This window comes from Pseudophaeobacter profundi, from assembly GCF_029697505.1.
GTDB classification, from domain to species: domain Bacteria; phylum Pseudomonadota; class Alphaproteobacteria; order Rhodobacterales; family Rhodobacteraceae; genus Pseudophaeobacter; species Pseudophaeobacter profundi.
In genome coordinates, this window is sequence record NZ_JARJEF010000008.1 from 38,696 (window position 1) to 54,030 (window position 15,335).

Here is a 15,335-nt window from a genome sequence, read left to right on the forward strand (position 1 = left end):
GCGCGCAGTCCGCCGCGCCGGGCCCCGGCGGACCAGCCCCCCGCCGCAAGGCCCACAACACAGGATTGAATGCGCTGCCAGGCTGCATTCCCTGGTGGAAATCCGCTCAAACAGAAACGGCCCCGCCATAAGGCGGGGCCGTTCTGCTCAACCTGCGCCAAAGCGCCAGTCGAAATTTAGTCGTTGTTCAGAGCTGCGCCCAGGATATCACCCAAGCTTGCGCCGGAATCCGAGGAACCATACTGCTCAACAGCTTCTTTTTCTTCTGCGATCTCGCGGGCTTTGATCGACAGACCCAGACGACGGGTCTTGCTGTCGACATTGGTGACGCGCACGTCGACCTTGTCGCCAACATTGAAGCGCTCGGGGCGCTGCTCTGCGCGATCACGCGACAGGTCGGAACGACGGATGAAGCTCTTCATGCCTTCGTATTCGACCTCGATGCCGCCTTCTTCGATGGCAGTAACGTTCACGGTGACAATCGAGCCACGCTTCACGCCGCCAACGGCTTCAGCGAACTTGTCGCCGCCCAGGGCTTTGATCGACAGAGAGATACGCTCTTTTTCAACGTCCACTTCGGAGACAACGGCCGAAACCATGTCGCCTTTGCGGTAGTTCTGGATCGCATCTTCGCCGCGCTCGTCCCAGGACAGGTCGGACAGGTGAACCATGCCGTCGATGTCGCCGTCGAGGCCGATGAACAGACCGAATTCGGTGATGTTCTTGACTTCGCCTTCGACTTCGGTGCCCTCGGGGTTGGATTCCGAGAAGACTTCCCATGGGTTGCGCTGTGTCTGCTTGAGACCCAGGGAAACGCGGCGCTTGGAGCCGTCGATTTCCAGAACCATGACGTCAACTTCCTGCGAAGTGGAGACGATCTTGCCGGGGTGCACGTTCTTCTTGGTCCAGGACATTTCGGAAACGTGGACCAGACCTTCGACACCGGGCTCCAGCTCAACAAATGCACCGTAATCGGTGATGTTGGTAACACGGCCTTTGTGGACCGAGGAGAGCGGATATTTGGCGCCAACCAGATCCCATGGATCTTCCTGCAGCTGCTTCATGCCGAGGGAGATACGGTGGGTCTCTTTGTTGATCTTGATGACCTGAACCTTGACGGTTTCGCCGATCGCCAGGATCTCGGAGGGGTGGTTCACCCGACGCCATGCCATGTCGGTGACGTGCAGCAGGCCGTCTACGCCGCCCAGGTCAACAAATGCACCGTATTCGGTGATGTTCTTGACCACGCCGTCAACCGAATCACCTTCGGAGAGCTTGCCGATAACTTCGGCGCGCTGCTCGGCACGGGATTCTTCGAGAATCGCACGACGCGATACAACGATATTGCCACGACGACGGTCCATTTTCAGGATCTGGAAGGGCTGTTTCAGACCCATCAGAGGGCCAGCGTCGCGCACGGGGCGCACGTCAACTTGCGAACCTGGCAGGAAGGCAACTGCGCCACCCAGATCGACGGTAAAGCCACCTTTGACACGACCAAAGATCGCGCCTTCGACGCGCTCGTCGTCGGCGTAGGCTTTTTCCAGACGGTCCCAGGCTTCTTCGCGGCGCGCCATCTCGCGAGAGATAACAGCTTCGCCACGGGCGTTTTCTGCGGAACGCAGGAAGACTTCTACCTCGTCACCAACAGCAATTTCAGGAGCTTCGCCAGGGTTTGCGAATTCTTTCAGGTCAACGCGGCCTTCCATCTTGTAGCCTACGTCGATCAGGGCCTGGCCCGCTTCGATCGCGATAACCTTGCCTTTAACAACGGACCCCTCGTTTGGGGTGTCCATTTCGAAGCTTTCGTTAAGAAGGGCTTCGAAGTCCTCCATAGATACGTTTTGAGCCATGAGGTCTCAGGTTTCCTTTACAAAGTTTTCTGGCCGTGCGGTTGTCTCCGCCGGTCTTGGGGTTTGGTCGCATGGGACGTGGCACAAAGGCATCTGGAGCAAACAAACACAAAGGGCCGGAACTTGCCCCGACCCTGCTCAGATTGCCATTCGAGCGTTGGCCGCCCCTATACTGACAGCGCGGCTTATACGTCCAATATCCGCTACAATCAAGCCTAAAGCCCCTGCGCACTGATGCGCGGCCCTTGAAACAGGACCAGTTTGATCCAGCCCGACAGCCCGGCCCCCAATGCGGGGCAAAGGCCGCCGGGTACAGCAGCCTTTGCCATGATCTGAAATGCGATCAGTCGATATTGGTCACGAATGTGTTCAGCGGTTTGCGCACCTTCTTCAAATCCACCAACCAATCACCGCTTGCATCACGGGTGCCCAGCGGCAAGAGCAGGACCGAGCGCAGGCCTTTCTCTTTCAACCCAAGGATTTCGTCGACCTGGGCCGGATCGAAGCCTTCCATCGGAGTGCTGTCAACGCCCAGTTCAGCCGCCGCAGCCAGCGCAAATCCAAGGCCGATATAGGCCTGCCGCGCCGCGTGGGCGTAGTTTTCTTCTTCGGTTCTGGGCAGATACATCGCCTTGAGGCGGTCATAGTAGCCCTGCAGCAGATCGGTCATGCCGCCCCGCTCTGCCGCCATCTGATCGACCACGGCGTCAATGCGCGCTTCGCTGTAGTTATCCCAGGCGGCAAAGACCAGCAGGTGTGAACCATCGGTGATCTGGGCTTGATCCCACGCCACAGGGCGAATGGCGGCGCGAATGTCCTTATTGCGCACCACCAGCAATTCATAGGGCTGCAACCCGCTGGAGGTCGGCGCCATCTGAACCGCCTCGACGATCTTGGCCACGGCCGCCTCTGAAACTGGCTTGGAGGGATCCATCTTCTTGGTGGCGTAGCGCCAGTTCAGCTTTTCTAGAAACATATTCTTTCCCGTCATTGGAAGGTTTTACTCCCCCGACATAGAACTGAACTGTTCAGTTTAAAAGGGGCGCGCAGAAAAATTCCATGATACATCACCGGAAACCGGTACAGGACCGGTGGTGCCGGGGCCGCAATCCGTGTGTTACGGCTGTTGCTGGCGTGTCTCGATCAGGGCAATGGCCTGCGCCACCGCCTGTTCAATAGAAAGGTCGCTGGTATCAATCACCACCGCATCCGGCGCCGGTTTCAGGGGCGCTTCGGCCCGGTTCATATCACGGTCGTCGCGCGCCTTCACGTCAGCCAGCACCTCTTCCAGCGTGTCTGCCTGTCCGGTGGCCGACAGTTCCAGAAAGCGGCGCTTGGCGCGCACTTCGGCGCTGGCTGTCACAAATAGCTTTACCTCGGCCTGTGGGCAGATCACGGTGCCAATGTCGCGCCCATCCAGCACTGCGCCGCCTGCCCGCCGGGCAAAGGCACGCTGGAAATCCACCAGCGCTGCGCGCACCTCCGAGATCACCGCCACCTTCGATGCGGCCTGCGCCGCCTCTGGGCCACGCAGATCATCGCGCTGCAGATCCTCCGATGTCAGCGCCTGCGCCGCATCCACCGGGGCAAGGCCGTCCAGTGTCTTGACGCCAACCGCACGATACAACAGCCCGGTATCCAGATGGCCCAGCCCCAGCGCTGCCGCAACGGCCTTGGAGATTGTGCCCTTGCCTGCGGCTGCAGGCCCGTCGATGGCAATGGTAAAAGGCCCGGTCATCTGCGCTGTGCTCCTCTCTGGCATGGCTGGGTCTGGCTTGAAATCTGGTTTCAAGCCAGCTCTCAAGCCTGGCTGAACTTCGCGCCCAGTCCTGTCATCAGGGGTTCGAAAATCGGAAAAGACGTGGTGATCGGCGAGCCATCATCCACCGTCACCGGTTTTTGCGCCCCCATACCCATCACCATGAAGGACATGGCAATACGGTGATCAAGAAAACTCTCGCAGGTGCCCCCGCCTGGCACGCCATCGGGGCCAAGGCCTTCGACCGACCACCAGTCTTCGCCGTCTTCGACAGTAACCCCATTGGCCCGCAGCCCGCGCGCCATGGCGTCGATGCGATCACTTTCCTTAACGCGCAGCTCTTTCACACCGGCCATCATGGTCTTGCCAGTTGCAAAAGAGGCCACAACCGATAGCACCGGATATTCATCAATCATCGAGGCCGCCCGTTCCGGTGGCACCGCGATCCCCTGCATATCGGGGGAATATTTGGCCCGCAGATCTGCCACAGGTTCGCCCCCCTCTTCGCGCGGGTTTTCAAAGGTCAGGTCAGCGCCCATATCCTGCAGCGTGTAAAACAGGCCTGCGCGAGTCGGGTTCAGGCCAATGCCCGGCACCAAGACATCCGACCCCGGTGTGATCAGCGCAGCACAGACCGGAAAGGCCGCACTGGAAGGATCACGCGGCACCGCGATCACCTGTGGCTTCAGCTCAGGCTGCCCCGTGAGGGTGATCACCCGGCCCTCGTCGCTGTCCTCGACGGTGATTTCGGCGCCAAAGCCTGCCAACATGCGTTCAGAATGGTCGCGCGTGGCTTCCTTTTCGATCACAACGGTTTGACCCGGCGCATTCAGCCCCGCCAGCAGCACCGCGGACTTCACCTGCGCCGAGGGCACAGGCACCACATAGCGCACCGGTGTCGGCTGCGCCGCGCCGACGATCGTCATCGGCAAACGCCCGCCGCTGCGGCCAACCGTTTTGGCACCAAACAGCGCCAGAGGATCCGTCACCCGGGCCATTGGACGCCCGTTCAGACTGGCGTCGCCGGTAAAGGTCACCGCAATTGGCGAGGTCGCCATACAGCCCATGATCAGCCGCACCCCGGTCCCGGAGTTGCCGCAGTCGATCACCTGATCCGGCTCGGCAAACCCACCGACGCCTACACCAAAAACCGACCAATTGCCGCTGCCGTGGTTCACCACTTCCGCACCAAAAGCCTGCATTGCCTTGGCGGTATCCAACACATCGTCGCCTTCCAGCAGACCTGAAATCTTGGTTTCCCCGACAGCCATGGCCCCCAGGATCAGGGAGCGATGTGAAATCGACTTATCCCCCGGCACCTCGGCCACACCGGTCAGCGGCGCGGCGCGGTGAGAGGTCATCGGGATCGGGGTACCGTGTCCGGACATGGCGCTTCCTTTGTATCATCGTTCGGTCTGTTCTGTTGCCGCTATCGGTAACGAATTGCAGCCAGCGGGTCCAGCGCGGATCACAGGCGACAGGCCAGGCACGGGACCAAGCGGCTAACCAAGTCGGCGAAAGGTCAGATAGGTTGGTGTTCTCCCCTCGCGCAGCGCCTTTTGTTCATAGCGGGTAGAAATCCAGTCGCCCCAGGGTTCGCGCCAATCCGCCGCCTCGCTGGCCAGCCATTCAAAACCCGCCTTCGGGACCTCTTCCAGGGTCTGGCGCACATAGTCGGGAATATCTGTGGCGACGCGGAAAATGCCCCCCGGCTTCAGGCAGCGTGCCAGCGGCTCCAGGTGTTCCTGGGTGACAAAACGGCGGCGGTGGTGGCGGGTCTTGGGCCAGGGATCCGGGTAGAGCAGAAAGGCCTTGGCAATCGACTGCGGCGGAATCACATCCATCAGATCACGCGCGTCCCCCGGATGCACCGCGATATTATCACAGCCCGCCTTGCGGATTTTTCCCAAGAGCATGGCAACCCCGTTGATAAAGGGCTCGGCACCGATAATGCCCACATCCGGATTGTTGCTGGCCTGATGCACCAGATGCTCTCCGCCGCCAAAGCCGACCTCCAGCCAGGTGTCGCGACCGCCAAACAGCGCCTGCAGGTCCAGCGGCACACGATCCGGGTTTTCATCCCAACCAACCGCACCGGGGCTCAGCGCCTCCAGATCCTCAGCCAGATAGCGGCGCTGGCTGTCCTTCAGGGTCTTGCCACTGAAACGACCATAGAAGTTGCGCCAGGGCGCGCCGCTGACATGGGCACCGTTATCCGAGGCGTCCAGAGCAGAGCCAGTTTCACGGGGTGTTTTCTTGTCAACCATGGGCAGGGTCATCCTTTATGCGGGGCGCGGTGGCACCAGATGTCCGGCATACCAAGGCCAGCACTGGCCCGAACCACGCAATTGGCCGCTCATCTGCCGCAACCACAGGCACAGGTCAAGAGAGCCCGGCCCCATCCCTCCGCGCGTTTACCCCTGGACAGATACAAAAAGGGGCAAAGCGGGCCAATCACAGACCGCTTTGCCCCAGAGGGCCAGCGCCAAGGCGTGACTTAGACGCCGCGTGCCAACGCATCGGCCAGATCTGTGCGCTCCCAGCTGAAGCCACCATCAGCGTCAGGCTCGCGGCCAAAGTGGCCATAGGCGGCGGTGCGCTGATAGATCGGCTTGTTCAGGCCCAGGTGCTGGCGAATGCCACGCGGGGTCAGATCCATCGCCTGGGCAATGGAGCGTTCAATCGCCGCCGGGTCGACCTCACCGGTGCCATGGGTGTCGGCATAAATCGACAGCGGTTCCGAAACGCCGATCGCATACGACAGCTGAATGGTGCAGCGCTCGGCCATGCCGGCAGCAACCACATTCTTGGCCAGATAGCGCGCCGCATAGGCCGCCGAACGGTCAACCTTGGTCGGATCCTTGCCCGAGAACGCACCGCCGCCATGCGGGGCCGCACCGCCGTAGGTATCAACGATGATCTTGCGCCCGGTAAGACCCGCATCGCCATCCGGACCACCAATGACAAATTTGCCGGTTGGATTGACGTGCCAGATGGTCTCTTCCGTCAGCCAGCCTTCGGGCAGGACTTCGTGGAAATAGGGTGCAACGATGGCACGGATGTCTTGCGACGTCAGGCTTTCATCCAGATGCTGTGTCGACAGCACGAGCGAGCCGATCCGCACCGGTTTGCCATTTTCATAGACCACCGAAAGCTGTGATTTGGCGTCCGGGCCAAGCGCTGGCTCGGTGCCATTTTTGCGAACCTCTGCAAGGCGGCGCAGCACCGCGTGGCTATAGTGGATCGGCGCGGGCATCAGCTGTGGCGTCTCGGTAGAGGCATGGCCAAACATGATGCCCTGATCGCCGGCACCTTCATCTTTGCCCTCCGAGGCATTCACGCCCTGGGCAATATGCGCTGACTGTTCGTGCAACAGGTTGGTCACTTCCACCGTTTCATGGTGGAACTTGTCCTGCTCATAGCCAATATCTTTGATACAGGCCCGGATAATGCCATCAATGCGCCCCATGTAATCGTGCAGCTTATCCTGATCCGACAGGCCCACCTCACCGCCAATCACAACGCGGTTGGTGGTGGCGAAGGTTTCCGCTGCAACCCGCGCTTCGGGCTCTTCCGCCAAGAAGGCGTCAAGCACCGCATCCGAAATCTGATCGCAGACCTTGTCCGGGTGACCTTCAGAAACGGATTCCGAAGTGAAAATATAGTTCTTACGAGACATGAAAATGCTCCATTGGGTTAACCTCATCACGCCAGGAAGCCGTTGTGAGAGGAATTCCTTTCTGAGGTACGCTGGGCTGCCCCAGAGGTCAAACACTATTCCAAGGAGGTTAAGCCCCTATGAGCGAGACACAAGGCCGCGCCGCCCCCAGGTCGCCGTCAGCGCCAGCAGGATGCACAGGACGAATACCGGCGCATCGCCCGTGCGACTGTATAGCGTTGCGGCCAGCGGTTTGGGCAGAGAGGCATCAATGGCACCGGCCACGCCCAGCGGCAGGCTTTCGCGGATTCGGCCATAGGGATCAATCATCGCGCTGATCCCGGTATTGGCAACGCGCACCATCGGCAGCCCCTGTTCAGCCGCGCGCATGCGCGCCTGCACCAAATGCTGATAGGGGCCAGAACGGGTGCCAAACCAGGCATCATTGGTGATCTGGATCAGCATATCCGGCCGCGCTGGGGCGGCGTTCACATCGCGGGCAAAAACCGCCTCATAGCAGATCAGCGGCAGCGCCTGGCCAATGCCAAGATCCATCAGCACCGCCCCTGGTCCCGCCGTATAGCCTGCCCCCGCCTGGGCGGCAAAACCGTGGATGCCAAAGCGGGCCATGACATTCCCAAAAGGGACGTATTCGCCAAAAGGCACCAGGTGCGCCTTATCGTAGATCTGATCGACCCGGCCCTGCCCGGTCAACAATACCGCCGAATTGAAATAGCGCCCCTGATCGCGCCGCTGAATACCTAGCAACACAGGCTGCCCACCGACCTGCGCCGCGATGGCAGACAGGGCGTCTTCGGCATCGTTGAGCAACTGCGGCACCGAGGTTTCCGGCCAAAGGATCAAATCCGGCTGTGCCTGGCCTGGCGCCCCGTCACCCGCGCTCAGCTCTATCGCGCGACGGACAAAATCCCAGCGCCGCTCGGGCAGCCATTTTTCTGCCTGGGGCGCATTGGGCTGTACCAGCCGCAGCAGATGTGGGCTCATCTCTGGTTCCGGGGGACGGCTGAGCAGGGCATAGCCCGCCAGCGCCACCACCAGCAGCGGCGATACCGCCAGCAAAGGCCGACGCCGCAATAGCGCCAGCGGCAGCGTCAACACCAGGGTCAGCAACGCCACCCCCTGTTCCCCCACAAAGGGCAGCAGCCGCGCTACCGGAGTGTCGATCCAGAACTGGGCAAATCCCGCCCAGGGAAATCCGGTAAACAGATAGGCGCGGCCAAATTCCGCCAGCGCCCAAAGCGCAATCAGCAAAACCAGCCGATGCCCCCCCCGCGCCCAGCGTGCCGCCAGACCAAAGGCCAACGCCCAGAACAGGGCCAGCCCCGCCGCCAGAAAGACCAGTGCAAAAGGTGCCATCCAGGCATAGCGCGCAGCATCAATCTGAAAGGGTTCAACAATCCAGGACAGACCAAAGCTGAAATAGCCCAGCCCCGCGAATAATCCAATACCAGCCCCTTGCATCGCAGAGCGCGCCCAAAGCACCAGCGCCCCGATACCACCAAAGGCCAGCGGCAGGCCCCACAAGATATGAAAAGGGGCCAGCGACACCGACAACAAGGCCCCCAGCCCAAAGGCAGAAAAACTCGCCAGCCAGGTCGGGCGATGCGCTGCAGCACGCCGGGATCGTGCCCAGAAACCGGTGCTCACGCGGCGGGATCCGGCATCATCACCCGCAGCCGCTTGATGCGGCGGGGATCGGCATCCATGACCTCGAATTCGGGCCCGTCAGGGTGTACGATGACCTCTCCGCGCGCCGGAACTCGGCCGCAAAGCATAAAGACCAGACCGCCAAGACTGTCGATTTCTTCAGCATCCACATCTTCGTGGCCAGTGAGCGAGCAGCCAATCTCGGCCTCGAACTCGGCCAGGGGGGTGCGGGCCAGCGCGATATAGCAGCCGGCCTTTTCCTGATACCAGGTCTGGTCTTCGCCAGGATCGTGTTCATCCTCGATTTCCCCGATCACCTGTTCGATCAGATCTTCGATGGTGACCAGCCCGTCAACGCCGCCATATTCGTCAATCACCAGCGCCATGTGGCGGCGCTCTGCCTGCATTTTGGCCAGCAAAACACCAATGGGCATCGAGGGTGGCACAAAGAGCAGAGGCCGCAGCATCTCAGACAGTTCAAACGGCTTGCTGCCACCGTTGAACCCATGGGTCAGGGCAAAATCCTTGAGGTGGGCAAAGCCAAGCGGCGTGTCCAGCGTGCCCTCATAGACCGGGATGCGGGTAAAGCCGCTGTCGCGGAACACCTGCACCAGGTCATCGCGATCAATCGAAACTGGCACCGAGAGAATTTCCGCAGCGGGAATAGCCACGTCTTCGACCCGCATCCGACGCAGGTTCATCATGCCACGAGATTGGAACTCAGGGCTTGGACCCTGCGCCACTGGTGGCTCTTGCTCGGGGGGGGAATCCGGCGTGAAAGCGCCAAAAATACGCTCCCACAAGCTTGGTTGTTGTACAACACCTGCTTCTGCCGTGGTCTTGCCAATGTTCTGGAGCGCGCCATGCGCCGCGTTAGAACTGCCTTCTATTTCGCCCATCTGTCCTATCCAAAATGCCCCGTCAGAGGCGGTCATCAACAGTATATGGGTCATCCAGACCCAAATTGCCAAGTATCTTGACCTCCAAGCCTTCCATTACTGTGGCATCAAGGTCGCTAATGTGGTCATAACCCAGAAGATGCAACACTCCATGAACGACCAAGTGCCGCAAATGATCAGCCAAAGGCTTTTTTGCGGCATCCGCCTCGCGCTGGCAGGTCTCATAGGCGATTGCGATATCGCCCAGCGGGATTTCCCCGGTAAAATCTGTCTCGGGTCGTCGCGGCTGGCCGCCAGGTTCTGCAGCCGCCAGATCTTCGGCTGGCCAGCTTAACACATTGGTGGCGGTAGGCTTGTCGCGGAACTCATCATTCAACGCACAGATCTGGGCATCATCACAGGCCAGCAGGGCGATTTCGCAGGCCTCTGGATCCAGCTCAAAATGCGCCAGCACCGCCAGGACCGCCTGGCTTGCCAGCCTGTCCAGCCCAGCCTCTTGCCAGCGGCTGTCTTCAATTGTGATCTCCAACGCCATCGCCTGCGGCCTCTCTGCTCATGTCAGCCCCCACAAAGTCCAGCGCGGCTGCTTGCGCAGCAAACCTCAGGCCGGGGGTGTTTCTGCGTCATAGGCTTCGATGATGGCGGCGACAAGCGGATGTCGCACCACATCGCGGGCGGTAAAGTAATTGAAGCTGATTTTGGAGATCGGCGAGAGCAGCCGCTCCGCATCAGCCAAGCCCGAGGTGACGCCGCGTGGCAGGTCAACCTGGGTGCGATCCCCGGTCACCACCATGCGTGATCCCTCGCCCAGGCGGGTCAGGAACATTTTCATCTGCATCGAAGTGGCATTCTGCGCCTCGTCAAGCACCACAAAGGCGTTTGACAGCGTCCGCCCCCGCATAAAGGCCAGTGGGGCGATTTCGATCTGCTTTTCCTCCAACAGCTTGGCCAACTGCTTGCCCGGCAGAAAATCATTCAGCGCATCATAAAGCGGCTGCATATAGGGATCGACCTTATCCTTCATGTCGCCGGGCAAATAGCCAAGCTTCTCGCCCGCCTCGACCGCAGGGCGCGACAGGATGATCTTGTCGACCTGACCGGTAATGAAGAGATTCACCCCAACAGCCACCGCCAAATAGGTTTTACCGGTACCTGCAGGGCCAATGCCAAAGGCCAGCTCATGCTCAAAAAGCGACCGAACATAGGCCTTTTGCGCGTCGGTACGCGGCTCTACCAGTTTTTTACGGGTCTTGATCTCGACCTGCCCGCCCATGAACATCTCAAGCTGGTCATCGCGGGTTTCTTCTGGCCCATGGCCCATGCGCAGTTCCCGGTCAACATCGCCGTGTTCGACGCTGCGGCCAGTTTCCAGCCGATCATAAAGCGCCGTCAGCACCTCTACCGCTTGATCCCGCGCGGCGTCCTCTCCCATGACCAAAAGCTGGTTGCCCCGGCGCACGATCTGCACGCCGATGTTTTTTTCGATCTCCGACAGGTTGCGATCATATTCACCGCACAGGTCAATCAGCAGGCGGTTATCAGGAAATTCAAGCAGAGCTTCTTGCGCGCTCTGGGTGGTTGGCGGCTGGATCCGGGCGCTTGTGGCCAATTGGGGCTCCTGAATTTGAGGTTTACCTCCCCAGTCTGCCCCCGCCCATGCGCAGGCGCAAGCGGGCGCGGTGCAAATTCACACAAAAGATACAAAATGGCCGCCCGAGACAGGCGGCCATTTCAAAAGCAAAGGCAAGCAGGGTTGCGATCTGCACCCTACAGTGCGTCAGGCAAACTCGACCCGTCTTTGAAAGGTCCAGTCGCCACATTGCGCGGCAGTGGGCTGTTGCAAACGGGTTTGCCATCGGGGGTGCGCCGCAGATCAGCATAGCCTTCGAGGCCATCATCAATGATCCAGTGTTCACAGCCCTGCGGATCCACCCAGATACCCGCTGTCATATTCGACAGATGCGAGTTGGAGCTATCCCCGGCGTGCTGATCACGGGTCTTGTCATAGGTAACACCACAGGCCGACACGGATGCCAAGGCAAGGGACAGAGCGGTTGCTTTGAAAAAATGCATCTTGATGTCCTTCATTAGCGCAAGCAGTAGATTTCGACGCGGCGGTTTTGCGCCATATTGGCAGCGCTGGTATTTGGCACCCGTGGGTCGCGCTCACCATAGGCGCGAATATCTGCAATGCGCGCGCCGACAGACTTGGCGACCCCGGCGACCGCATTGGCACGCCGCTGCGACAGGGCGATATTATATTCGTCAGAGGCACGGCTATCTGTATGACCCGCAACCACAAAGGAGCGCACCTGCCCCTTGTTGGATTTAAAGAACTCTTGCAGGCGGGACTTACCAGCGGCGCTGATATAGGATTTATCGGTGGCAAAAAACTGATCTGTTTCCATCACCCCGCAGAGATTGCCACGGCGGCACACCGGCTTGCCATCCGGTGTCACATGCGGCGTCATGTAGCCCTCGGCGCCATCATCCATGACCCAATGTTCACAGCCATCCGGGTCAACCCAGATTGTGGGCACATAGCGTTCCCCCACGATGGTGCGCTGACCTGTGGTGGCGTTTTGCGCCTGAACCGATGCCGCCGTCAGGCTCAGCGCGGCCGCAGCAGCGGCCAGCACAACGCGCATATTCTTTGTCTTAAATATCATCACAACCAGATTTCCTTCACCTAAGTCCCCCCAGGGAGCTTGCCGCTTAAAATTCCTAACACTCAGGTTATCAGCAACAATCTACACGGTTTTTATCTAAAAACAGCCCCCACTCAGGCAGGCATCCGGCATGACTATGCGATTTTAAGCAACACTCGTACAGCTTTATTGAAATTGTCGCCAAAGGCGCTGCAATAATGACTCACCTCCTGCAATGGGAAGCGAGGGCCAAACAGATTTCCCCGTGAAATCAATCGTCAACCGGGACCCTAAGAATCACTAGGGCCCAGGGCTGCGCTAGTCAATCAACTCACCTGCAAGCGAATTGGTGCGCGATTCAACGATGCGCACCCGTGCCAGATCGCCAGCTTTGCGACCGCAATCAGCCACGTGAACCGCATGCAGGTAGTCCGATTTTCCCAGCATCTGACCGGCTTCGCGCCCAGGCTTTTCAAACAGAACCCCAACCTCGCGGCCAACCATACTGTCCTGGATCTCGCGCTGCTGCCGGGTCAAGAGCGCCTGCAGACGTTGCAACCGATCATCGGCCTCGGCCGGGTCCACCTGGGGGCGTTCGGCAGCTGGCGTTCCGGGACGGGTGGAATATTTAAAGGAATAGGCAGTGCCGTATTTCACCTCTTCAACCAGATCCAGCGTCGCCTGAAAATCCGCTTCGGTCTCTTCTGGGAAGCCAACAATAAAATCCCCCGAGATCAAAATATCGGGGCGTGCCGCCCGGATCCGTTCCAATAGACGCAGATAGCTCTCGGCGGTGTGGCTGCGGTTCATCCGCTTGAGGATCCTGTCCGATCCCGCCTGCACCGGCAGATGCAGATAGGGCATCAGCTTCTTGCAAGTCGCATGTGCCTCGATCAGATCATCCATCATGTCGTTGGGGTGGCTGGTGGTAAAGCGAATGCGCTCCAGCCCATCGACCTTGTCCAGCTCCCAGATCAACTGGGCCAGTGTCATGTCCCCCTGCGGTCCGGCCCCGTGATAGGCATTGACGTTCTGCCCCAGAAGGGTGATTTCACGCACCCCTCGTTCCACCAGATCGCGCGCCTCGGTAAGGATACGATCCACCGGCCGCGACACCTCGGCCCCCCGCGTATAGGGCACCACGCAAAAGGCGCAGAACTTATCACAGCCCTCTTGCACCGTCAGAAAGGCCGATGGCCCGCGCGGGGCCTTGGGCCGACGCTTGAGCTTCTCGAACTTGTCCTCTTCGGGAAAATCAGTGTCGAGCACCTTTTCCCCGCTGCGCGCCTTCGCTTCCATCTCTGGCAGACGGTGATAGCTTTGCGGCCCCACAACCAGATCCACCAGCGGCTGGCGGCGCATGATTTCCTGCCCCTCGGCCTGCGCGACACAGCCCGCAACCCCGATTTTCAGATCCGGCTTTGCCGCCTTCAGCTTTTTGAACCGGCCCAGCTCGGAATAGACCTTCTCGGCGGCCTTTTCCCGAATGTGGCAGGTATTGAGCAGGATCATATCCGCATCTTCAACTGATTTGGTCTCGCTATAGCCCTGCGCGCCCAGCTCTTCTGCCATGCGTTCACTGTCATAGACATTCATCTGGCAACCATAGGTCTTGATAAACAGCTTCTTGGGCGCGGTCATATGGTAGGGCCTTCCAGCAGAGGTGGGATACAGGACAAAAACAACGGCCTGCCATAGCGGCAAATCTCGTGGCTTGCAATGCAGGCGGGATTACCTGATTTTAGCGGCAAATGCCAGAAAGGCAGAGACAAAGAGCATGATGCATTCTTCGCTGGACGATTTCCTCAAGCAACACAAGGCGCTACTGGTGACAGGCCCGGTGGCGCTGATCTTTGTCGAGGACGATGTCGAGATTGCCTCGACGCTGCGCCATCACCTGCAATCCGGCTTCACGACGGTTGTCGCCCTCATGCCCGATGCCTTTGATCTGCCGCGCGACATCAAGCCCAAGGTGCACCGGGTGCCGTTTGATTGCAGCGCGCCTGAACAGGTCTTTGCAGCAATCAACCAGGTCATTGGGGCCGCCACGCCGGGGTGCTGGCTCTATTATTGCTACAACGCTGAATACCTGTTCTTCCCCTTCTGTGAAACCCGCACCGTGGCTGAAATGCTGACCTTCCACCGCGAGGAACGGCGCGCTGCTATGCTGACCTATGTGATTGATCTTTATGCCGGGGATCTAACGCAGCACCCCAATGCCGTCTCACTGGAGACCGCCTATCTGGACAAATCCGGTTACTACGCCCAATCCCGCAACAACGCGCAGGGCGACGCGCCATGTGAGCGGCAGCTGGATTTCTTTGGCGGGGTACGCTGGCGCCAAGAAGAACACATCCCGCCAGACAGCCGCAAGATAGACCGAATTTCACTATTCCAGGCCAGGGACGGCTTGGTGCTGAACGCGAATCACACCTTCAACCTGCAGGAATACAACACCTACGCCTGCCCCTGGCATCACAACCTGACCGCCGCGATCTGCTCCTTCCGCACCGCCAAGGCGCTGAAACGCAACCCAGGATCGACTTTTGCTATCAGCAGTTTTCGCTGGCACAACTCAACGCCTTTTGAATGGCACTCACGGCAACTGCTCGATCTGGGCCTGATCGAGCCCGGGCAATGGTTCTGACCCCCAGTTTCCTCTCCCCTGTTCAATTTCGCCCACCACTTCATTTGGCCCCAAATATCCCGGGGGTGAATTGCGCCCCTGGGCGCAAGAGGGGGCAGCGCCCCCCCCTTTAAAGGCAGCCTCGGAGAACGAGAACCTGTCACGTTCATTCGCGTTAAAGCGACAGGCTATCGTTTGTTGATTTCGCATGTCGAATAGCTCGA

The 15,335-nt window shown here is 59.6% G+C and carries 14 protein-coding genes and 1 riboswitch; of the genes, 1 reads left to right on the forward strand and 13 read right to left on the reverse strand.

Going from position 1 to position 15,335, the window contains the following annotated elements:
* Positions 1 to 176: 176 nt before the first annotated feature.
* The 13 genes from rpsA to miaB all read right to left on the reverse strand — a co-directional run bounded on the left by rpsA (position 177) and on the right by miaB (position 14,126).
* Complete coding sequence (gene rpsA, locus P2081_RS13475) at positions 177 to 1,853, reverse strand: 30S ribosomal protein S1 (RefSeq protein ID WP_278923401.1); 1,677 nt, start codon at positions 1,851 to 1,853, stop codon at positions 177 to 179.
* Positions 1,854 to 2,196: 343 nt separating this feature from the next.
* Entirely contained in the window at positions 2,197 to 2,829 is a 633-nt protein-coding gene (locus P2081_RS13480) for a nitroreductase family protein (protein WP_278923542.1), read from the reverse strand.
* 141 nt (positions 2,830 to 2,970) lie between these two features.
* Entirely contained in the window at positions 2,971 to 3,591 is a 621-nt protein-coding gene (gene cmk / locus P2081_RS13485; RefSeq protein WP_278923402.1) for a (d)CMP kinase, read from the reverse strand.
* A gap of 62 nt (positions 3,592 to 3,653) precedes the next feature.
* Positions 3,654 to 5,000: a 3-phosphoshikimate 1-carboxyvinyltransferase gene (aroA, locus tag P2081_RS13490; protein ID WP_278923403.1), complete on the reverse strand. Its 1,347-nt coding sequence runs from the start codon at positions 4,998 to 5,000 to the stop codon at positions 3,654 to 3,656.
* A 114-nt stretch (positions 5,001 to 5,114) separates the two neighbouring features.
* Positions 5,115 to 5,879, reverse strand: coding sequence for a tRNA (guanosine(46)-N7)-methyltransferase TrmB (gene trmB / locus P2081_RS13495; protein ID WP_278923404.1), 765 nt, complete (start codon positions 5,877 to 5,879; stop codon positions 5,115 to 5,117).
* Positions 5,880 to 6,109: 230 nt separating this feature from the next.
* A complete protein-coding gene (gene metK, locus P2081_RS13500) occupies positions 6,110 to 7,291 on the reverse strand; it encodes a methionine adenosyltransferase (RefSeq protein WP_278923405.1) in 1,182 nt (393 codons plus the stop codon).
* A 5-nt stretch (positions 7,292 to 7,296) separates the two neighbouring features.
* Positions 7,297 to 7,345: riboswitch (SAM-SAH riboswitch) on the reverse strand.
* Between the two features lie 63 nt (positions 7,346 to 7,408).
* A complete protein-coding gene (gene lnt, locus P2081_RS13505; RefSeq protein WP_278923406.1) occupies positions 7,409 to 8,938 on the reverse strand; it encodes an apolipoprotein N-acyltransferase in 1,530 nt (509 codons plus the stop codon).
* Positions 8,935 to 9,837 carry a CBS domain-containing protein gene (locus P2081_RS13510; RefSeq protein WP_278923407.1) on the reverse strand — a complete coding sequence of 301 codons (903 nt, stop codon included), beginning with the start codon at positions 9,835 to 9,837 and terminating at the stop codon, positions 8,935 to 8,937. Before P2081_RS13510 ends, lnt begins: the two co-directional genes overlap by 4 nt.
* Before the next feature lie 22 nt (positions 9,838 to 9,859).
* The gene (gene ybeY / locus P2081_RS13515) at positions 9,860 to 10,372 is read right to left on the reverse strand and encodes an rRNA maturation RNase YbeY (protein ID WP_278923408.1); all 513 of its coding nucleotides are present in this window, start codon (positions 10,370 to 10,372) and stop codon (positions 9,860 to 9,862) included.
* A 66-nt stretch (positions 10,373 to 10,438) separates the two neighbouring features.
* Positions 10,439 to 11,446 carry a PhoH family protein gene (locus tag P2081_RS13520; protein ID WP_278923409.1) on the reverse strand — a complete coding sequence of 336 codons (1,008 nt, stop codon included), beginning with the start codon at positions 11,444 to 11,446 and terminating at the stop codon, positions 10,439 to 10,441.
* Positions 11,447 to 11,604: 158 nt separating this feature from the next.
* Positions 11,605 to 11,910 (reverse strand): hypothetical protein, encoded by a 306-nt coding sequence (locus P2081_RS13525; RefSeq protein ID WP_278923410.1) that lies wholly within the window; start codon positions 11,908 to 11,910, stop codon positions 11,605 to 11,607.
* A gap of 14 nt (positions 11,911 to 11,924) precedes the next feature.
* Entirely contained in the window at positions 11,925 to 12,506 is a 582-nt protein-coding gene (locus P2081_RS13530; RefSeq protein ID WP_278923411.1) for an OmpA family protein, read from the reverse strand.
* Positions 12,507 to 12,803: 297 nt separating this feature from the next.
* Positions 12,804 to 14,126: a tRNA (N6-isopentenyl adenosine(37)-C2)-methylthiotransferase MiaB gene (miaB, locus tag P2081_RS13535; protein WP_278923412.1), complete on the reverse strand. Its 1,323-nt coding sequence runs from the start codon at positions 14,124 to 14,126 to the stop codon at positions 12,804 to 12,806.
* 136 nt (positions 14,127 to 14,262) lie between these two features.
* Here miaB and P2081_RS13540 point away from each other — a divergent pair, with 136 nt between their 5' ends.
* Complete coding sequence (locus tag P2081_RS13540; protein ID WP_278923413.1) at positions 14,263 to 15,132, forward strand: glycosyltransferase family protein; 870 nt, start codon at positions 14,263 to 14,265, stop codon at positions 15,130 to 15,132.
* Positions 15,133 to 15,335: the final 203 nt, after the last annotated feature.